Consider the following 20031-nt stretch of genomic DNA (forward strand, 5'->3'; position numbering starts at 1 on the left):
GTCCGCCGCGTTGTGTCCTCGACGTACGTACCTGAGAAAGGGAAGCCTGTGACCACTGCGGAACCTGCCTCGACAGCGCCCGTTCAAGAACTGGAAATATCCCGCAGTTGCCCGCACTCCCCAAATGCGCAGCACATCGAGTTCCAGCAGCAGGGCCGCCCCGTCAAGGTCACCTTGGCGGCCCTGACGCCTGGTGCACCGGTCTGGGCGGTGAGCAGCCACGACGATATCCGCACCATGCTCACCGACAGCCGGTTCAGCGCCGACCGGGAGAAGCAGGGTTTTCCGTTCCAGGTCGACGGACAACCGGGAAATTTCCGCCGCACGATGATCTCCATGGACGGGACGGAACACCGGGACGTCCGCCGTTCAGTGACCGGCGAATTCACCCTGAAACGCATGAAAGCATTGCAGCCACGCATTCAGCAGATTGTGGACGACCGCATTGACGTGATGCTGGCCGGCCCGAAGCCGGTGGATCTGGTCGACGCGCTTTCACTGCCCGTTCCCTCTCTGGTGATCTGCGAGCAACTCGGCGTGCCCTACGAAGGCCATGAGTTCTTCCAGGCCCGCTCCAACAAGCTGCTGCTGCGCGACGCTTCGGCCGAGGAGCGCCTGCGTGCACTCGATGAACTCCTTGAATTCCTCAGCGATCTCATCACCAAGAAAGAGGCCGAGCCGACCGACGATCTGCTCGGACGCCAGATCGTGAAATTGCGCGAAGCGGGCACATACCGGCACAGAGATCTGGTACGCATGGCGTTCCTTCTCCTCGTAGCCGGGCACGAGACCACCGCGAACATGATCTCACTCGGCGCCATGATCTTGATCGACCGCCCGGCCGACGCGGAAGTCCTGCGCGCGAATCCGGGGAAGATCCCGGCCGCCGTGGAAGAGCTCCTGCGCTACTTCACCATCGCCGAGTTCATTCCCACCCGCGTGGCGACCGAGGACGTCGAGCTCGGCGGCACCCTGATCAAGGCAGGAGATGTCCTTGTCGCACTCTGCAACGTAGCCAACCGCGATCCCGCGGTTTTTCCCGGCGGTAACGACCTGGACATACAGCGCGGGGCGCGTCATCAACTGGCGTTCGGTTACGGAGCACACCAATGCCTCGGGCAGAACCTTGCCCGGATGGAGCTGGAAATCGTCTACTCGACCCTGCTCCGGCGCATCCCCACACTGCGCTCCGCAATACCGACCGAGGATTTGCCGTTCAAGAGCGATGCGGACATCTACGGCATCCACGAATTCCCGGTCACCTGGTAATCTCCCGCGACCTTCGAACCATACATTTCCGACCGGACAAGGCTTCGCCGCTGTTCTCCGGCGATTCAACACCGGCTGGCCTGACCTGAACCGAGGAGAGAGCGAAGATTTCATGTGCGGCATAACGGGCTGGGTAGACTTCGAACGCGATATGAGCAGCGCGCAGGGTGTACTGCGGGACATGGCCGACACGATGGCCTGCCGGGGACCGGACGCGCAGGGGTACTGGACAGGCACCCATATCGGCCTGGGCCACCGGCGCCTTGCGGTGATCGATCTGGAAGGCGGGGTCCAGCCGATGACCGTCGAGCACGACGGCCGCACACTGGCGGCTCTCACCTACAGCGGCGAGGTGTACAACTACCGTGAGTTACGTGCGGAGTTGCGCACGCTCGGGCACCGTTTCCGCACCGAAAGCGATACCGAGGTCGTCCTGCACGCCTATCTGCAATGGGGTGCGGCCATGGCGGACAAGCTGAACGGGATGTTCGCGTTCGGGATCTGGGACGCCCGCACCGACGAGCTGGTGCTCGTGCGCGACCGGCTCGGCATCAAACCGCTGTACTACTACCCCACAGAGCGCGGGCTGCTGTTCGGCTCGGAGGCAAAATCGATACTCGCGCATCCTGAGGTGCGCCCGGTCGTGGACCAGGACGGGCTGCGCGAACTGCTGGCGGGCGTCAAAACCCCGGAGCACGCGATCTTCCATGGCATGTATGAACTCCGCCCCGGCCACCTGCTCCGCTTCGGCCGCACGGGATTGCGTATCCAGCGCTATTGGGCGCTCGAGGCGCGCGAACACACCGATGATGTGGACACCACCGTGCGGACGGTGCGCACGCTGCTCGAAGACATCATCGAGCACCAGCTCATCGCCGATGTCCCGCTCTGCACCCTGCTTTCCGGTGGGCTGGATTCCAGCGCCGTGACCGCCCTTGCCTCCCGTTCGCTCGCCGAACGCGGGGCCGGGCCGGTTCGTTCGTTCTCCGTCGACTTCGCCGGGAACGAGCGGGATTTCAGCGCGAACGTGGTACACAATTCCCCGGACGCCCCATTCGCCGCCGAGATGGCCGGCCATGTGGCCGCTGACCACACCAATCTGGTGCTCGGCCTGGAAGAGCTCACCGACCCGCGTATCCGGGCCATGGTGCCGAAGGCGTACGATTCACCCGCTGCGACGCTCGGTGACGGATACGCCTCGCTGTACCTGCTGTTCCGGGCGATTCGCGAACGGTCAACGGTCGCCCTGTCCGGAGAGGCGGCCGACGAACTGTTCGGGGGCTATGTGTGGTTCCACGATCCCGAGCTGCGCGATGCGAACACTTTCCCCTGGGTGGCCGCCGGATACGACCTGATGCCCATGCTCTCCGGGCTGTTGGATCCGGGACTGATCGCCGAGCTGGACATCGAAGGCTACCGTGCCCAGCGGTATTCGGAAGCGCTGGCCGAGGTGCCGGTACTGCCAGGTGAAGATGCGATGGAGCGGCGAATTCGGGAGGTGAGCTATCTCAGCATCACCCGCTTCGTTCCTTTCCTGCTCGACCGGAAGGATCGGATGAGCATGGCGGTCGGCCTCGAGGTGCGCGTGCCGTTCTGCGACCACCGGCTCGTCGAATACACCTTCAACGCGCCATGGTCGATGAAGACCTTCGACGGAAGAGAAAAGAGTCTGTTGCGGGCGGCGACCCGCGATCTGCTCCCGAGCAGCATCGTGGAACGCAAGAAGAGCGCATACCCGATAAGCCACGATCCACGCTACGATGCCGCGCTGCGCGCCGAATTCGATCGACTGACCGCCGACCCCAGCGCACCGGTGCATTCTCTCATCGATCACGGCGGTGTCCGTCAGCAGAATACGGACGGCTGGCCGTCCCGCACCGGGCTGGAATTCATGCTGCAGCTCAACAGCTGGCTGGAAACCCACGAACTGAAACCCTGACACCGTCGGGAGCGTGGCGAACCGGAAACCGAGCTGCGGGATCACATCGAGGAGACCGAGGTCGCCCGGCCCTTCCGGCGCCACTTCCGCGCGGAAGGTCTCCAGTCGGGCAAGGATCTCCCGGCGCTCGTGCTCCAGTGCGTCGAAGCGTTTCCGGATGCCTCTGCGGAATTCGGCGGCGGTTTCGGGGTCGCCATCACCCTCGTCCGGGCTCGCAAGCTGGTCGAGGAGGAGTTCCTTGCGGCGGGCGAGGCTGTCCGCCTCGTTCTGGAGGCGCTGGATGTCGTTTGACCGGTCGGGGCCGGTGGATGTCGCTGTCGTGGTCATGGCCGCTTCGAGGAGTGGGCGGCGCTGGGGGCCGAAGACGCGGTCTTCGAAGAAGGTGTGGATGGCTTCGAGCATGACGCGCTCGCCGATCCACACGACCCCGGGGTGGGCGGCGTACGGGTCGGCGTCCTGGTGCTGGTCCTTCTTGGGCTGGCAGGCGTAGTAGGAGTGCCCCTTGCTGGCCTCGCTGGCCTTGCCGTATATCCGGTGGTCGCAAAGCGTGCAGAAGAGGTAGGAGCGAAGGACATAGGAGCGGTCCGCGGAGGGTGCGGCGGCGCGGGCCGCCCGTTCCTTTTTGACGCCGGGGTGGGCGGAGACTGCGAGCCAGGCGGAGGCGAAGAGTTGACGGGAGACGAGTGGTTCGTGGGTGGGGGTTGGGTGACCAGATCCATTAGCTGACGGGGTTGGCGCGGTTGCCGCGTTTCTTGCGGGCTTTGCGGTTCCAGACCTGGTAGCCGGTGTACTTGGGGCTTTCCAGGATGGAGCGGACCGCAGAGGCGGCCCAGCGGTGCTTGGTGGTGTCGGCTCGATTGGGCCGGGGCGGCGGGTACTTGTGCAGGAAGGACGGCCTGATCGGTGGCGCTGCCGGAGACTGCGTCGCCGATCTGGAGACCGGCTGCGCCCCCGGCGCATTGGCTGGGCCGCTGGGGGCGGCGCCTATGGAGCGGCTGACGGTGCAATCGATTGCTAAGTACGATCACTGCGCGGAGCCACCGGGCGTACTGAGGAAAGGGGTCGTCAATGCCTGCGCAGGTAAATCGACGTGGTGACGCGTGGACCGCCGCCGTCGTGATAGGAGCCACTGCCACGATTACAGCGACCGGGACGGTGGGCGGCTGGGCCGGCTGGGGATTGGGCCTGGGCACAGCAGTCGCCGCTGGTGCCGTAGCCAGGTGGTGGCAGCGCCGCTGACTCCCGCGAGCCACGGGGTCCGCATACCTGCGTGGAGCGGCGGACCCCGTTTTGCCGCTCTCCAAAGGCAGGACCTGCCACAGGCCGAAGCCCGGCAACGTGGACCTCGGTATCGCCGAGCAGAACATGGTCAGTGTCGCCGCCGGAATGACGGTGGCCGTTTGTCCGGTGTTCGCCAACGGCATGAGCCCGTTCGCCATCGCCCGCGCCTTCGAGCAGATCGAGATCGATGTGGCCGGCGCGAACCTGCCGGTCGAGATCGTGGGAACGCACGCGGGCCTCGCATCGGGACATCACGGCTCCACCCGTCATTCGCGGGAAGGCATCGGCGTAAGCCGGATGCTGCCGAACACGACCGGGTGGTGCCGGGCGACGCCTGGGAGGCCGCCCGGGAGGCCGCCCAGGCCCCGGTGTCCGTGGCACACGAACCCGGTCCCGCGTACCTGCGCCTGGGCCGGTTGGCCACACCGACGCTGTGCGACGAGCGCGGCGAGTTCGTCCTGGACGGGGCACGCGTCCTGCGGGAGCCGGGCCGGGTGCTGTTCATCGCCACCGGTCCGTAGCCGAACCTGGTCGCGGCGGAGGCGGCGCGGGAACTCGCCGCGGGGGGGGGAGCGCCGGGCACCTGAACATGGACACGGTCAAGCCGCTCGACCGGGCGGCCGTCCTCGGCGGGAAGGACCGCGACCGCAGTGACGACGATGTAGCGCGGGTCCGGGCGCGAGCGGAGGCGCCTGGTAGGCCGGCGCGTAGCCCCGCTGCTTCCCTTCCCGAGGTAGACCCGGAACCGCTGTTCGGGGTCGGCCGGTCGCGCGCCTGCATGACGTGACACCTGGGCGTGGTGTCCGAGCACGCGGGTCAGCGGTACGGGCCGGTCCGGGTGTGCGGCCCGCAGGACGGCGCGCACCCGCAGCTGCATCGTGGGAGATCCGCGACGACGTCCACGAAGCCTTCCTCACCCTCGGATGCGACCGATCTGCCGGCGACGCCTGCGCTCACTCTGCCGGCTGGTCCAGTGGATACGAGGAGGGAGGTGGGGGCCTGTGCCGGCGTGGCTACTTGAGGTCGGAGAGGAGCGCGTCGAGTGCTGTGACCAGCGCCTCGGAATTGGCCGCGTCGAACCAGGTGGTGCGGATGCGCTCGTTGATTCCGTTCGGTGTCTCGTGGTCCCCCGCGAGCCGATGCAGGGAGCGTGTTTCGTCGCCCAACGCGCGCTCGACGCCCTGGAAGAGGCTGCGCACGTAGCGGTCCGCATCCTCGGAGGGAACGCCCTGCCGGGAGGCCCAGTCGGTGAGCGTGGCCAGGTACCAATAGTGTGCGCACAGAGGGCACTTGCCGCCGCCGCAGGGCGAGCCGGCGACCCTCAGCCCTCCGAGCGGATGACGGCAACATGCTGCAGCTTGGTCACGTGGGCTGTCCGCTGCCCCGTTTCCCGCGTTCGGGAAGGATCTGCGCCGGTGCGTTCTTCTGCGCCCTCGGTCTCGTCAGCCGACCTGCCTGATGTGCATCCCCGGCAGCTGTCAGCCCGACTGCTGCGTCTGCAGCAACCCACCGCCAGCATCGCCGACTTACGTAGGATCGGGTGGAATCGCATAGGGCGAAACTCTGGTTTGCCAACTGTGCGATATGTCCGGACCGCATGGGATTCACCCCGCCTGCTGTCACCTCAGCGCAGATTCTTCCCGGATGACTTCTTTCCGGATGACGCTATCCAAACTCGCTGGATGCCTCGCCAGAAAGGCAGCTGTTATACGGGCTGGAGCTGCCGGAACTCATGCACGGCGAGGGGGAATCGTGACGAGAGGATGGTGGAGCGCAGGTCACCTGTCAGAGCTGACGCCAGGAACTCTGTGCTGGTGATGGGGAAGTGCTCCCAGCGGTCGCCACGGGCTTCGTTCACCATGACAGTCCATTGGTCCGGTTCCTGGTCCGGGCGGACGAGCCAGTAGAGGCACTCCCCGTTGTCAGTGGTTGCCCAGGGGATGACACGGGCCCCTTCCTCCTCCAGTTCGGCGGGCTTCTTCTCGAATTCCCAGAGGCCGTCCAAGTCCTCGGTCTGCTGTTCTTCCCACTGGATGAGGTCGTAGTTGTCGTTGGGGCAACCAGGCTCCAGCACATAGAGATAGTCGTCCCAGTTGCTCCCTCCGTAGAGGTGGATGAGCTCCTTGTAGTCCGACGGCAGCTCGACACCGAGCGCCTGTTCCACCGGCCCCCAGTCCTTCTCCCTGGACTCCGGAGGGGGCGGGAGCAGCCGAGTGAGACGATCGACGGATGAGTTCACCGAATTTCCTTACTCTGTGCGGAGGTTGATCGGTTCAGGATTGATCGAGGCGTTACGAGCGCACCACCTCAGGTTCCCCTCTTCTTGTTCGGTATGAATGCGGAGTTGTGCGAGCCGCTGATTCCGGTGCTCTTGTGCTGTGTGAATTGGAATCCGTTGGATCCATGAGCCTCGACAGTGACGCCCTTGGGTACCGGATGGCTTCCCTCGTAGACCGGGGTCACGCTGTACTGGATGGTCTCGCCCTTCTCTGCCGCGGCTCGGACCTGGTTTTCTATGTGCCGCATGACGGGAGAGTTCGCGTAGGCGTGCATGGTGACGAAGTTCCGCGGGTCTCTGTTTGATCCGCCGAGCTGCGCGCCGAGCAGGTGGGCTCGATTGTATCCCTTGTCTTTTTCCCAACCGGGCGGGTCGCCATGGGGGTCGGTGGTGTGTTTGCCCATCATGTCCGCCCCCAGGGTGGCGTGCATAGCGGTGGGACGACCGTGTTCGTCCGGCTCTCCATAGCGGACCCGCCCGCCCCAGGAGGTGTCCGTCGGCTCGTTGCATGCTGCGAGGCCGAGGGGGTCGGACCAGGTGAGGGGGTTGGGCACATAGGCGGCGGGGTTGGGCGCCGGGGCGAGGCCGAGGGGATCGAGGGTGAGGTAGCGGGCGGCTTCGGGGTCGTAGTGGCGGAAATAGTTGTAGTGGAGTTGGGTCTCCGGGTCGAAGTACTGGCCGGGAAAACGCAGTGGGGTGTACGCGCTGGCGGAGTGGTTCCAGCTCGTGGTGCCCCACACGGTCGACCGGGCGTGCCAGGCGATGCGGCCGCTCTCGTCGACGAGTTCGGTGGGGGTGCCGATGAGGTCGGTGACGATGGCGAAGAAGCGCTGGTCGACGATGTACTGAGGCGCCTCGGCCAGGGTTTTGCGTTCGGTCTGGGCAAGCGGTACCAGGCCGTCGTGGTCCCAGGTGAGGGTGAGGGCTTCGGGTGCGTCGTGGAGGTAGGTGCTCTGTTCTGTGAGGGTGCTGCCGTCCCAGGCGAAGCGGGTCTCTTCCAGGACGGTCTGCCGGTCGGCGGCCAGGCGTTGTTTGGCCATGCGTCGACCCAGTGGGTCGTAGAGGTAGCGCCATCGCGTGCCGTCGGGGGTGGTGACGTGGGTGAGGCGGTCTTCGGCGTCCCAGGTGTAGTGCCAGGTGTCGGGTTTGCGGGACAGGCGGGTCTTTTGCCGGAGTGTGACGCGGCCTTGGGCGTCGTGCTCGTAACGGATGTTGCCGGCGTGGTTGATGCGGGTGCCGGTGTAGGTGCGTTCGCCGCGGGCTTCGGGGTTGGGGTGGCGTCCTGGCCAGCTGGCGTGGGTTTGGTTGCCGTCCTGGTCGTATGCGTAGGTCTCGGTCCAGTTGTCGGCGCGGACGGCGGTTACCCGCCCTGCGGTGTCGAGGTCGAAGTGGCGGAGGCCGTCGAGTTGGTCGTCGATGTCGGTGAGATGGCCGTCCGGTCGGTAGGTGTAGGTGCGGCGCTGGAGGGGTTCCGGCGTGTGGGGTGCGCTGAGGGTCTGCCGGGCCAGCCGGCCCATGGCGTCCATGGTGCGTTCGAGGGCGAAGGCGTCGCCGAGTCGGCGGGTGGTCTCCCTGCCGATGGCGTCGTAGTCGGAGGTGAGGGTGCGGCCGGAGGCGGTGAGGGTTGTGCGGTTACCTGCGGCGTCGTAGGTGTAGGTGGTGGTGGCGCCGGTAGGTGTGGTGCGGGAGGTGCGGCGGCCCAGGGCATCGCATGTGGTGGCGACGGTGCGGCCGTTGACGGTCTCGGCGATGACGCGGCCGAGAGGGTCGTAATCGTAGGTGAGGACGGCTCCGGGGCCGGCGGCGTGGAGAAGCCTGCCGACGGGATCGTAGGTGTAGGTGGTCGTGTGGCCGTCCGCGGTCTTCTCGGCGAGGTTGCCCAGGTCGTCGTGGGCGTAGGTGATGGTCTGTCCGAGGGCGTTGACGCGGGTGGCCAGTTGTCCGGCGTCGTCGTAGGTGTAGGTGACGGTGTGTCCGTCGAAGTCGGTTTCCGAGACCAGCTGTCCGGCTGCGTCGTAGGTGTAGTTCCAGGTCAGACCTTGGGCGTTGGTGACCTGGGTGAGGCGCAGTTCGGTGTCGTGGACGAAGGTGTGGTGCGCCCCGTCGGGTGTGCTGCGGGCCTTGGACCGGTCGAAGTGGGTGTAGGCGTAGTGGGTGGTCCTGCCTTGGGGGTCGGTATGGCTCGTGCAGTTGCCCTCGCCGTCGTAGGTCCACTCTTCGGTGGTTCCGTCGGGGTTGGTGCGACCGGCCAGTCGGCCTTCGACCGTCCACGTCAGGTGTGTGGTCGCGCCGAGGGGGTTGGTGATGGCGGTGAGCCGGCCGAAGGCGTCGTAGCGGTATCGGGTGACGGCGCCGAGGGGGTTGGTGAAGGTGAGAGGGAGCCCGGCGTCGTTGCTGGTTATTCGTGTGGTGTTGCCGAGCGCGTCGGTGACCGAGGTGACGTGGCCGCGCTGGTCGTAGGTGTAGCGGGTGGTCGTGCCGGCCGGGTCGGTCAGTGCGGTGCGGTTGCCGGCGTCGTCGTATTCGTGGTGCCAGTGGCGGCCGTCTGGGCCGGTGAGGTCGGTCAGCAGACCGCGGTCGTTGTAGGCGAGGAGGGACTGTGCTCCGTCGGGACGGGTGACGGTCGTCAGGCGCCCGGAGGTGTCGTAGGCGAGGCGGAGTGTGCGGCCCAGGGGGTCGGTGGTGGCAACGACCTTGTCGAACTCGTCGTACTCGGTGCGTGTGGTGCGGCCCAGGGGGTCGGTCCGGGCGGCGATCTGCAGGCGGTCGTTGATGAGGTAGTGCGTGGTGTGGCCGAGGGAGTTGGTGGCGGCGGTGACGCGGTATCCGGGCTCTGCGGCGGGCTGCTCGTAGTCGTAGCGGTAGCGCAGGTGCCCTTCGGTTCCCCCCTGGGATATGCAGCGGCTGGCGTGGTCGTAGCGGTACTCGTAGCGGCTGTCGTTCGAGTCGACCCAGGCTGTCATCCGGTGCTGGTCGTCGTACTCGAACCGGGTCGTGCCGCCGGAGGAGTTGGTGACGGTGGTGAGGTTGCCGTCGGGGTCGTGTCCGTAGGACACCACGTGGGTCTCGACGCCCTCTTCGCCGGTGTCGGCCAGGCGTAGGGCAGTGATCCTGCCGTGCTCGTCGCTGCTGGCTCTGAGGAGGTGACCGGCCGAGTGGCGGATGGCGACCAGGGCTTCGCTGTGGTCGTCGTAGTCGAAGGTGATGAAGTGGCCTTTGCCGTCGGCTATCTCGTCCAGCAGTGCCCAGCCCGGGGTGCGGGGGGCCGGGGAGAAGTGGCGGGTGTGGCCGTTTTCGGGGTCGTGGACGGCCCAGTCGCCTTCGAGAGTCCGTGTCAGCGGCCAGCGGGGGCCGTGGGCGGGCAGGGAGCGCTCGCCTGGCTGAGGGGTGTCGTAGGACAGGAGCATGCCGTCTTCGGTGACGAAGACGACGCCGTGATCGTCGATTTCGAGGCGCTGCTCGGCCGTCGAGGACCACGAGGGGCCCACCTGGCCTCCTACCCGGTAGGACGACTCGAATCTCCGCGTGAAGACCAGGGGAAGGGCACCGGGAAGTGCGATGTCGGTGGCCTGCAGATAGACGTGCCCCGTGGCGACGTCCACGGGGTCGCCACAGCCGTTGATGGATCCCTCAGGGCGGGTGTGGTTGTTGGGGTGGCCGGATTCGGCTGCGCCACGGGCACCGCGGGAGGTGCCACCGTCGCCGCGCCGGCCGCCGCCGCTCGTGGCGTGCGGGGCGCGTGGCATGTCGTGCTTGTTGCCCTTGAGGAGCTTGTCGAGTTCCGCGGCGTGTTTGGCGTCGTTCTCGGCGTGGTTGGTGGCGACCTTCTTCAGCCGACCCCCGGCATCGTGGTACAGGTCCTGGACGGCCTTGCTCGCGTCCTTGGCCAGGGTCTTGCCCAGTTTCTCCGCGCCGTGCTCCAGCGCCTTGACGATCCGGTTGCTCACTCGAAGCTCACCCCCGCGGCCTTCGATTCGAATTCCGCGGCGTGCGACGCCACGGTCTGCGCATGCCCGCGCAGCACCTCGGCGCGCTTGTGCAACTCCTCCGGGTGGATGGAGAAACTCTCCCCCGCACCACCCCCGCCCCCACCACCGCCGGAGACGCCGAGCGCGGACTCGGCGGCCTGGAAGACCATGCCGCTCACCGCCTTGCCGACCACCTCCACCAAGGGATTGATCGCGGCCTCGATGACCTGCCCGATGATGTACTGCTCCAACTGCTGCTCAAGGAAGTTCACCAGCTTCTTGCCCGCCGCTATGACCAGCGCCTCGGCCGCCTCCGCGATCCCCAGGGTGACGGCCGCGGCAGCCTGATCGGCCACGAACGTGATGGCCAGCACGATCAGTTCACCGATCGCCTCCACCTTCATCGCCACGATCGTGTCGGCCGCGATATCGAGCGCGGTGGCCACCGTGTGGCAGGCGTTGACCAGTTCCGTCATGTGACCGTTCGACAGCTGCCCCCACTTGGCCAGCAACGCCTCGTACGACGCACCCTGATACACCTCGGCCAGCTGGTGGATCGTCGAGGTGGAGTCCTTGTGGGTGTCGTCCAGCTTCTGTGCGAAATCCCTTACGTGGGAGGCGAATTCACGGACTTTGTCCTCATTGACGTTCGGCCAGTTCACCCCGATGAACTGAAGGAACGACACCACCTCATCAGGCAGTTCAATCGCCATTGCGATCCCCCCTCGGCACTACCGAAGTAACAGCCCATCAGACAGGGGTCAAGGAACCGTAACGGATCAGCAATGGAATGTTCCGGATGTAGTCAGCGCGTCTGAACTCGCTCTTCCCAGAGGACTTCGTAGGGCCGTAGTGGAAGGAGTGCCCCCGTCCGCCGGAGGCAGGCGGCCAGGTATCAGCGCGTACGCTCGACGCGTCGCTCGTCCCACACCGGATCGGCTGATTCGCGCAGCCGACCGTCGGAACCGAAGACCAGGAAGCGGTCGAAGGAGCGGGCGAACCACCGGTCGTGCGTGACGGCCAGCACGGTGCCGTCGTACTCCTCCAGGGCTTCCTGCAGCGCCTCGGCGCTCTCCAGGTCGAGGTTGTCGGTCGGTTCGTCCAGGAGCAGGGCCGTGGTTCCCGCAAGTTCGAGGAGCAGGATGTGGAAGCGCGCCTGCTGTCCGCCCGAAAGGCGTTCGAAGCGCTGCTCGGCCTGCTGGGCCAGTCCGTACCGGCGCAGGACGGGCATCGCGGTGCCCCGGTCCCGGGAGTGCTCACTCCACAGGGTGTCGAGCAGTGTCCGCCCCTCCAGTTCCGGGTGGGCGTGCGTCTGCGCGAAATGCCCTGCGACGACCCGCGCGCCGAGCTTCCACGACCCGGTGTGCGAAACCTCCTCGCCTGCGAGCAGCCGCAGGAAATGCGACTTGCCGGAGCCGTTGGAGCCCAGTACGCCGATCCGCTCGCCGTAGAACACCTCCAGGTCGAACGGCTTCATCAGCCCGCTGAGCTCCAGCCCCTGGCAGGCGATCGCGCGGACGCCGGTCCGTCCGCCGCGCAGGCGCATCCGGATGTCCTGCTCCTTGGGCGGCTCCGGTGGCGGTCCGGCTTCCTCGAACCTGCGCAGCCGGGTCTGCGCGGCTGCATACCGTGAGGCCATGTCATGGCTGACCGCCGCTGCCTGTTGCAGCGTGGTCACCAGCTTTCTCAACTGTGCGTGCTTCTCGTCCCAGCGCCGCCGCAGCTCCTCGAAGCGGGCGAACCGCTCCGCGCGTGCTTCGTGATACGTACCGAAGCCGCCGCCGTGTACCCACACATCGGCGCCGGCCGGGCCCGGCTCCACGCTGATGATCTTCTGTGCCGCGCGGGCGAGGAGTTCGCGGTCATGGGAGACGAAGAGCACCGTCTTACGGGTCTGCTGGAGTTGCCCCTCAAGCCAGCGCTTGCCGGGCACGTCAAGGTAGTTGTCCGGTTCGTCGAGCAGCAGCACCTCGTCGTGGCCGCGCAGCAACGACTCCAGAACCAGCCGCTTCTGCTCCCCGCCCGAAAGGGTGCGCACCTGCCGCCACTGTGCCTTCTCGTAGGGCAGGCCCAGTGCGGCCATGGTGCACATGTCCCAAACGGTCTCGGCCTCGTACCCCTGCACCTCGGCCCAGTCGGCGAGCGCCTGCGCGTACTGGAGCTGTGCCGCCTCGTCGTCGACGGTCATGATGGCGTGCTCGGCGTCGTCAACGGCCTTCGCGGCTTCCCGGATGCGCGACGGCGCCACCGCGACGAGGAGGTCGCGCACCGTCCTCTCGTCCCGGACGCTGCCGACGAACTGCGGCATCACGCCGAGTCCGCCGCTGACCGTCACGGTGCCACCATGCGGGGTCAGTTCCCCTGCGATCAGTCGCAGCAACGTCGTCTTGCCCGCACCGTTGGGGCCGACCAGGGCGATGGTGGCACCCTCCGCGACCCGGAACGAGACATCGCCGAGCAGTGCCCGCCCGTCCGGCAAGTAGTACTCAAGATGTGCTGCCTCAAGATGCCCCATGGTCGCTCATTCTCACCAACGGATGCGCATCGGGCAACATTCCTCGGAAGCACAGCTTCCGGTTCACCGCGAGTGCGACCTCCGATACGGAATGAGGCGTGATTGATCAGGAGTCGGCCCAATTCCGATTCCAGATCAGGCCGGTGAACCATGGACAACCGATCAAGCGACCTGTGAACTTCCCGTTCAACCGGGGGAACGCCGCCCCGGCGTCATACCGGCGTCATAGCGTCATTGGTGCCCCGAGAAACGGGGAACCGGGGGAAAGGCGCAGAAGGTTGGGACCGTCAAGCAGACCGAACCGACCCCGAATCCTGTTCAGCCGCGGGACCGGGTGAGCGCGCGGGAAAGCATCGAGCTGCGCATCACCGACCCGAGCGGCCCGGCGATGGTGGCGGGGCACGCTCGCGGCTGGCGAAACAGCGCAGTTGACGGGTACTCATGACGGCGTGAAGCCAAGGCTGTTCCGTCTCCGCCCTCCACGGAGAACACGGATTTCCGTGGCAGGCCCGTCCCGCCCGGTTCGGCCTCATGAGGAGGACCACGAGTGGTACCTGTCCCGCTCACTTCGCCGCGCGTCCTGGACGGTTCGGCCGCCATGCCGTCGTCCTTGACCGTCCGCAAGGGCACCACGGTGACCTGGACCAACCACGACAGGGCTCCGCACACGGTGACCAGCAGCGGCTCGGGCTCGCTGAATTCCCCGGTGCTACGAAAGGGCGGTTCCTACACCTTCACGTTCAAGTCCACCGGCACGTTCAGCTACTACTGCAAGATTCACCCGTTCATGCACGGCACTGTCGTAGTGAAGTGAAGCGAAGCCAAGTGGAGCGAAGTGGAGCCAAGTGGAGTGAAGCGGAGCGAAGTGAAGCCGAGTGAGGTGAGGTGAGGCGGGACGTGGCAGCCGGCCCCTGTGAACAGGGCAGGGTGCGTGGACTGCTGAACTGGTGGGCGCCTACAAGCCGTTGCATGCCGATATCAGCCAGGAGCCAAGGACGCTGTTTTTGCGTGAGACAGCTGCGTGAGACAGCGCTCGGTGATCCGGTTGTTCGGATCCGGCTCAACTCTGGTCGCGATGCCGGAAGATGCGGGAATTCGGGATCCGGCCATTCGGGATCCGGCCATCGCGGCACGGGATCTGGCCAGTGTCGGGCACCGTGGACTACGGCTGAGGGCCAGGGGTAGCTTGGCGGGACGTCGTTCGACTGGATCACGGCACTTCGACTGGATCACCGGCTTCAGGAGACCCGTTGGAGCGAAAGGCGCGTTTACGTGAACTGACCCTGGGGACTGGGGGCTTGCCCCTGTTGTGCCGGGCGGCGGCGGACGGTGACGGCGCATTCCGTGACGGCGCATTCCGGCAGGCTCGCATGGCCGAGATCCGGGAATTACGCGACAGGCGTTGGCCCGGCAGCGTCAATGGCGGCGCTGGCGGCTGCGGCTGCGGTTACGGCTGCGGTTGCGACCACGGGTCCGATGAACTCGGGTGCTGTACGCGCGCTTTGGCGCAATCCGGCCGATCTCCGCCAGGGGATCGGGAAATTGGCGCGGGCGCTGCGCCCCGGCGGCTGACTGAAATTTTCCGATCCGCACCCCCGTGACGGTCATTCTCCAGGGCAGGCTCCCTTTCGTTTCCGGATCCGGCCGGCCGGATCCCGTACGGAATCACGTCCTTCCACTGCCCGGGCGTCGTCTCGCCGAATGCGCGGACGCGGGACCCGCCGTGACGTGCCGCGCCCAGTCGCTCCGAGCACGCGAAAAACCGTCATGAGCACGCTCTGTCTTCATCATTACGACCGGAGGCGTACGTGATAGTTCTCGGTTTGGTGGGCCGCCCCGACGTGCCGGAGTGCCACGATGCCGCGGCATGTCTCGTCATCGACGGCAAGGTGGTCGGGGCACTGGAGCAGGAGCGGGTCAGCCGCCGCCGGCATGCGGAGGGCGAGGGTCCGGAGGGTGCGGTTCGGGCCCTGCTCGATGCCCACGGCGTCCACCCCTCGGAGGTCCAGGCCATCGGCTACGCATGGGCCGACGCACCGGAGGGGGCGCTGACGCCGGAGACCGACATCCCCTGCGGGGTGCACGTGAGCGACCGGCTGACGGACACCGTCCTGCCCGGGCTCGCCGGTGAACTCGGCACCCGGGACATCATCTTCTTCGACCACCACCTGTGCCATGCGGCGCAGGCGTACTACCTCAACCCGTACCGGACGGCCGACGTCCTGGTGGCCGACGGGTGGGGCGGGGACGGGTCGACCTCGCTGTTCCATGTGCAGGACGGCCGGTTCCGGCTGCTGGAGCGGTACGACCGGTGCTGGTCGCTCGGCGTGTTCTACGGCGCCGCTTCGGCGTATGCCAACCTCGGCTGGTGGGGCGCGGGCAAGTTGATGGGGCTCAGCTCCTACGGGCGCACCAGCGACCTGCGATTCATGACGTTCGACCCCGCGGACGCCTCGTTCCGCCTCGACCGCCGGCTGAAGGGCGCGCTGGCGACGGGCCGTGACTGGGAACGGCTCGGCGACCAGTGGCTGGAGACCTTCGCGGCGGGCTGCTTCCCGCACACGGACTCCTCGGGGAACGCCTTCGACTACGCGCCGTTCGCCGCCGATGTGCAGCTCACGGTCGAGGAACTCGGCCTGGGCCTGGCCCGGAGGCTGCGCCGGCTGTCCGGTGAGGACACGCTCCTGCTGTCCGGTGGCGTCGCGCTCAACGCGCACATGAACCGCCGACTGGCCCGCGAGAGCGGGTACGCGCGGGTGTCCGGCACCGTCGCCCCCAACGACGGCGGGACGGTCTTCGGCGCGGCGATGCTGGCCGAGGCCCTGCTGGGGAAGGCGCCCGAGCCGCTGTCCGCCGACGAGGAGCCGCCCATCTTCTTCGGGCCGGAGGTGTCCACGAAGGCCATCGAGGAGGCGCTGGGCCGGAGCGGCGTGACGGCGCAGGCGCGGGAGCCGGGTGCCCTGCGGGCGGAGGTCGCCGGGGCCGTCGACCGCGGGCAGGTGGTGGCCTGGTTCGACGGCCGCAACGAGTTCGGCCCGCGGGCGCTGGGGGCCCGCAGCCTGCTCGCGTCGCCGCGCGACCGGGCCACGCTCGACCGGCTGAACCGGGTGAAGAGCCGTCAGCCCTGGCGCCCGGCCGCGCTGTCGCTCACCGGGCAGGGCTTCGAACTGCTGGGCATGGAGCCACCGGTGAGCGGCCTGAGCGACTACATGCTGTGCACCCATCGTGTCGGCGAGGCGGGCGTCGCGCGGGCGGTGGCCGGCGTCCATGTCGACCACACGACGCGGGCGCAGTACGTCCCGGACGGCGGCGACGGCTTCGGCGCCCTGCTCGGCGCGGTCGGCGAGGAGACCGGGCTCCCGGCGGTCATCAACACCTCGCTCAACACCAAGGGGGAGCCCATGGCCCTCGGCCCGGACCAGGCCCTCGGCCTGATGGCCGGGTGCGCGGACATCGACCTGCTGGTGATGCCGCCGTACGTGGTCCGGCGCAGCTGAGACACCCCGGCGGCGGCCACCCGGCTCTCCCCGGTGGCCGCCGCTGTGCACGGCTGGTACGTACGGCGTGTGCGGTGGTGTGGGTGGTGGTGTGTGTGCCGTGGTGTGTGTGCGGTGATGTGCGCCGGTTCGACGATGCGGAGGGAGACGGGCGATGCTGCTGGTGCCGAGTGCCGCCGAGGCACGGCGCTGGGAGGCGACGGCGGCCGAGGTGCTCCGCCGGGAGTGGGGGGTGCGGGCCCGGCCGGTCGCGGCGGCCACGGGCTGGAACCACACCTGGCGGGCCGGCGGCTTCTGGCTCACCTGCCGCCCGGTGGCGGAAGGCGCCGCGTTCCGGCGGGAGACCGAGCTGTTCGGGCGGCTGAACGACTGCGCCCCGGTGTCCGGGGTGCGGGCGCCGGTCGCCGTACCCGCGTCGGCGGGAGCTCTGTGCGCCGAGGCGCGCGGCCATGTGTGGCGGCTGACGGAGGAACTCCCCGGCGAGACGCCCACCGGATTCCACGAGGCCGACTACCCGCGGGCCGGCGAGGGCCTGGCCAGGCTGCACGGCTGCCTGGCCGAACTGGACCCGCACACCGCCGTGCAGGCCCGCGGTCCGGTCGACCTCGCCGAGTGGCAGGTCGCCCGCGGCGTCCCCGGGCCCGCGGAACTGCCGGAGCTGGCGGCGGAGGACCTGGACCGCCTGGCCGTCGGCCTGCGGGTCGTCGCGGACGGCCTGGCGTGCCTGCGGGCGGCGCCGCGGCAGTTGCTGCACGGCGATCCGGGGCTGCCGAACCTCCGGGTGGATCCGGCCGGTCGGGAGCTGGTCGCCGTCCTGGACCTGGAGGCGGCATCCGTGGGGCCGGTGGAACACGACCTGGGGTGCATCGGCCTGTCCGCGTTCTCGCACCACGAGGACGACGGTATCGACGGCGTCACGGCGCTCGCGTCCGCGGTGACCGGTTACCGCCGCGGCACCGGGCGCACCGTTGACGAGCGGGCCGTCTACGTCCTCATGCTGGCCAACGACATCCGGCTGATCCGGGAGCTGCTGCTCGGAGCACGTCCGGGGGAGAACCTGCACAGCGTCGTCCAGTGGCAGTTCGGCCGCTACCGGAAGGTCCTCGATGCCTGGTCGCGGCTCCGATTCCAGGGAGAACGCGCATGCCTGACGTGACGGTCGTCATTCCGCTGTACGGAACACACGAGGGCCGCAGCAGCCTTCGCGCGGTCACCGCGGCCTGGCTGGCCCAGGACGTGCCGTGCGAGGTCGTCGTGGCCACCGCGGGCGAGATCCCGGTCGCGGTCGCGGAGGATCGCGACGCGCACCGCAGGGTACGCGTGGTGCGGGCCGGTGCGGCGCTCCGGGCACCGGGGCTGCTGCGCAACGCCGGTGCCACGCAGGCCCGTTCGCCCATGCTCTACCTCTCCGACGCCGATATCGCTCCGCTGGGCCGCGACTATCTGCGCCGGGCACTGCGGCCGGCGGCGGCCGGCCGGGCCTTCGCCCAGCCGTGGATGCACCGGCTGCCGGGCGACCTGCCGGAACCGGGTCCGCACGGGCCGGTGGACCAACGGCCCGACGGCAACGACCCGTTCTGCTTCGTGACGGCCGCTTCCGACGGGTCGCTGCGGGCGTGCGACGGCGAACGGTTCGTCTGGGAGGAGCGGTCCTACGGCGCACAGCGGTACCCGACCCCGATGGTCTTCCCGCCGGCCGCCGGGCTGGACCCGGGCATGCACGACGACTACCAGTGGCGGGCGCCGTACCACTGGGGTGGGCTGCTGCTCGCCCGGCGGACCTTCCTGGAGGTGGGGGGCTACTGCCCGCGGTATTTCGGCTGGGGACGAGAGGACGATGATCTGCTCATGAAGGCCGGGGCGCGCGGCGGCGTCGTGCGCGGCTGGCGCGCCGATCCCTCCCTCGCCTGCCTCCACTTCGAGCACCGGTTGTCGTACGGCGAGGCGCCGTCGCCGGAGTGGCGAGCCAACGACGCCCTCTACGCCCGGCGGGCCGCGGCGGGCGCGGACGCCGCGATCGAGGAGGATCTGGCGGCCCGGCGGGATCACGGCCGCAAGGTGGTGTGACCGGCCGGCGCGGGCGCGGCAGCGCTCCGGGTGCTGCGCGGCGCCGGTCCCGCCAGGGTGCGGCCGGCCCGCACCCCCGTCCAGGCGTACTCCGTCAACAGCCGCGACCCGTCCGACGGAACGAGGTGCCGGACGTCCGGCGGCAGGCCGCCCACGCCGATGGTGGACACCGCGGTGTCCCTGATGCGCTCGCCGAGCCCGCCGAGCGGATCCTGCCCGGCGGGCGGGGCGAACCGCGGTGCCAGACAGGCGGCACGCCACCCCAGCAGGAGGCAGTGGATCCACAGTTCGTCCGCGTACGGGGCGCCGAAGTGCCGCGCCACGGCCGCTGCGGTGTCCGCCGGACGGTGGCCGCGGACCAGCTCCCGCAGCTGTTCCGGGGCGAGACCGGTGGCGGGGAGGGCGTCGCGCCACCGGGCGTGGCCGCGGGTGCCGAGGACGCCGTCCGGCCCCTCCACCCGCAGATGTGCCGCACCGCGCCGCATATACGGCAGGCAGTCCACGGATTCGAGGACGCGCCCCGAGCCGAGCAGGTCCCCGACCCCGGCGGCGTCCACCAGGCACGCCGAGCGCCGCACACCGTGCCACGCGTGGCCGGAGATGCTGTCGGTGTCCAGGTGCTCCACGACGTTGGGCACCGCCAGCAGGCTCATCCTCCCCGCCCTGCGCAGGAGTTCGGAGAGGATCTCGTCGTCGTGGACCTCCGTGCTTCCGCGGGCGTAGCGGTGGAACGCCTCGGCCTGCGCGGCGGGCAGGCAGACCGCCTGCGTGGGGGTGAACTCCTCCGGGACCCCGCGGACCCAGGCGGCCCCGGCCAGGGCGGCGAGCCGGACCGCCGCGCCGTTGCGCGAGTTCCAGTGCGTGTAGAAGGCGAGGGCCTCGGTGGGGTGCCCCGCCACCGCACCGGCCACCTGGGACAGGAAACCCGCCGACGCGCTCACGTCGTCCTGCACCACCAGGTGGTGCGAGGCACCCGGTCCGATCGCCTGCCACGCGCGCACGGCCGTACGCAGCGCAGAGGGCGCCTCATCCGGCGAGGGGTCCACCACCACGGCGTCGAGGCCGAGCCGGCGCGCCAGCCCCTCGGCGCGCTCCCTGCGCCGCGGATGCGTCATCACCGCTGAACTGACCTGCGTGGCCGAACTGTCTTGCATGGTCGCCATATGTCTGGACGTCCTTTTGGTTGCCGAGTTTGCCGACGGGTGCACCAGCAGAAC

14 protein-coding genes are annotated in these 20031 nt (G+C 68.4%); 8 read left to right on the forward strand and 6 right to left on the reverse strand.

Annotated features, from left to right (window positions below):
- Positions 1 to 48 precede the first annotated feature (48 nt).
- From RZ84_RS12615 to RZ84_RS41010, 4 genes are all read left to right on the forward strand, one after another.
- Positions 49 to 1269 (forward strand): cytochrome P450, encoded by a 1221-nt coding sequence (locus tag RZ84_RS12615; RefSeq protein ID WP_043264401.1) that lies wholly within the window; start codon positions 49 to 51, stop codon positions 1267 to 1269.
- 112 nt (positions 1270 to 1381) lie between these two features.
- Entirely contained in the window at positions 1382 to 3208 is a 1827-nt protein-coding gene (gene asnB / locus RZ84_RS12620; RefSeq protein ID WP_043264402.1) for an asparagine synthase (glutamine-hydrolyzing), read from the forward strand.
- Between the two features lie 129 nt (positions 3209 to 3337).
- Complete coding sequence (locus RZ84_RS38875) at positions 3338 to 3499, forward strand: hypothetical protein (protein ID WP_157878804.1); 162 nt, start codon at positions 3338 to 3340, stop codon at positions 3497 to 3499.
- 1310 nt (positions 3500 to 4809) lie between these two features.
- Positions 4810 to 5010, forward strand: coding sequence for a hypothetical protein (locus RZ84_RS41010; RefSeq protein ID WP_241777678.1), 201 nt, complete (start codon positions 4810 to 4812; stop codon positions 5008 to 5010).
- A gap of 492 nt (positions 5011 to 5502) precedes the next feature.
- Here RZ84_RS41010 and RZ84_RS12635 read toward each other — a convergent pair whose 3' ends face one another.
- The 5 genes from RZ84_RS12635 to RZ84_RS12655 all read right to left on the reverse strand — a co-directional run bounded on the left by RZ84_RS12635 (position 5503) and on the right by RZ84_RS12655 (position 13250).
- The gene (locus RZ84_RS12635; RefSeq protein ID WP_198539977.1) at positions 5503 to 5688 is read right to left on the reverse strand and encodes a hypothetical protein; all 186 of its coding nucleotides are present in this window, start codon (positions 5686 to 5688) and stop codon (positions 5503 to 5505) included.
- Between the two features lie 506 nt (positions 5689 to 6194).
- Positions 6195 to 6728, reverse strand: a complete 534-nt coding sequence (locus tag RZ84_RS12640; RefSeq protein WP_043264404.1) for an SMI1/KNR4 family protein — start codon at positions 6726 to 6728, stop codon at positions 6195 to 6197.
- Between the two features lie 68 nt (positions 6729 to 6796).
- On the reverse strand, positions 6797 to 10714 hold the full coding sequence (locus RZ84_RS12645) for a DUF6531 domain-containing protein (RefSeq protein ID WP_052229912.1): 3918 nt from the start codon (positions 10712 to 10714) through the stop codon (positions 6797 to 6799).
- Entirely contained in the window at positions 10711 to 11448 is a 738-nt protein-coding gene (locus tag RZ84_RS12650; RefSeq protein WP_043264405.1) for a WXG100-like domain-containing protein, read from the reverse strand. Before RZ84_RS12650 ends, RZ84_RS12645 begins: the two co-directional genes overlap by 4 nt.
- A gap of 182 nt (positions 11449 to 11630) precedes the next feature.
- Positions 11631 to 13250, reverse strand: a complete 1620-nt coding sequence (locus RZ84_RS12655) for an ABC-F family ATP-binding cassette domain-containing protein (RefSeq protein WP_043264406.1) — start codon at positions 13248 to 13250, stop codon at positions 11631 to 11633.
- A 547-nt stretch (positions 13251 to 13797) separates the two neighbouring features.
- Between RZ84_RS12655 and RZ84_RS12660 the strand changes: the two genes are divergently transcribed.
- The 4 genes from RZ84_RS12660 to RZ84_RS12675 all read left to right on the forward strand — a co-directional run bounded on the left by RZ84_RS12660 (position 13798) and on the right by RZ84_RS12675 (position 18814).
- The gene (locus tag RZ84_RS12660) at positions 13798 to 14064 is read left to right on the forward strand and encodes a cupredoxin domain-containing protein (RefSeq protein ID WP_052229913.1); all 267 of its coding nucleotides are present in this window, start codon (positions 13798 to 13800) and stop codon (positions 14062 to 14064) included.
- A gap of 994 nt (positions 14065 to 15058) precedes the next feature.
- Positions 15059 to 16747: a carbamoyltransferase C-terminal domain-containing protein gene (locus tag RZ84_RS12665; RefSeq protein WP_078893722.1), complete on the forward strand. Its 1689-nt coding sequence runs from the start codon at positions 15059 to 15061 to the stop codon at positions 16745 to 16747.
- Positions 16748 to 16901: 154 nt separating this feature from the next.
- A complete protein-coding gene (locus RZ84_RS12670) occupies positions 16902 to 17903 on the forward strand; it encodes a phosphotransferase (protein WP_043264408.1) in 1002 nt (333 codons plus the stop codon).
- Positions 17891 to 18814 (forward strand): glycosyltransferase family 2 protein, encoded by a 924-nt coding sequence (locus tag RZ84_RS12675; protein ID WP_078893723.1) that lies wholly within the window; start codon positions 17891 to 17893, stop codon positions 18812 to 18814. The genes RZ84_RS12670 and RZ84_RS12675 overlap by 13 nt, the downstream gene beginning before the upstream one ends.
- Here RZ84_RS12675 and RZ84_RS12680 read toward each other — a convergent pair.
- Complete coding sequence (locus RZ84_RS12680) at positions 18793 to 19977, reverse strand: hypothetical protein (protein ID WP_063772678.1); 1185 nt, start codon at positions 19975 to 19977, stop codon at positions 18793 to 18795. The genes RZ84_RS12675 and RZ84_RS12680 overlap by 22 nt on opposite strands.
- Between the last annotated feature and the right edge of the window lie 54 nt (positions 19978 to 20031).

The organism is Streptomyces sp. CT34 (assembly GCF_000805335.1).
In the GTDB taxonomy this organism is placed as follows: Bacteria; Actinomycetota; Actinomycetes; order Streptomycetales; family Streptomycetaceae; genus Streptomyces.

Excerpts from the sequence above, each read along its gene's own strand:
- RZ84_RS12655 (WP_043264406.1), bottom strand. The coding sequence starts at position 13,250 with ATGGGGCATCTTGAGGCAGCACATCTTGAGTACTACTTGCCGGACGGG.
- RZ84_RS12670 (WP_043264408.1), top strand. The coding sequence starts at position 16,902 with ATGCTGCTGGTGCCGAGTGCCGCCGAGGCACGGCGCTGGGAGGCGACG.
- RZ84_RS12680 (WP_063772678.1), bottom strand. The coding sequence starts at position 19,977 with ATGGCGACCATGCAAGACAGTTCGGCCACGCAGGTCAGTTCAGCGGTG.
- RZ84_RS12650 (WP_043264405.1), bottom strand. The coding sequence starts at position 11,448 with ATGGCGATTGAACTGCCTGATGAGGTGGTGTCGTTCCTTCAGTTCATC.
- RZ84_RS12675 (WP_078893723.1), top strand. The coding sequence starts at position 17,891 with ATGCCTGACGTGACGGTCGTCATTCCGCTGTACGGAACACACGAGGGC.
- asnB (WP_043264402.1), top strand. The coding sequence starts at position 1,382 with ATGTGCGGCATAACGGGCTGGGTAGACTTCGAACGCGATATGAGCAGC.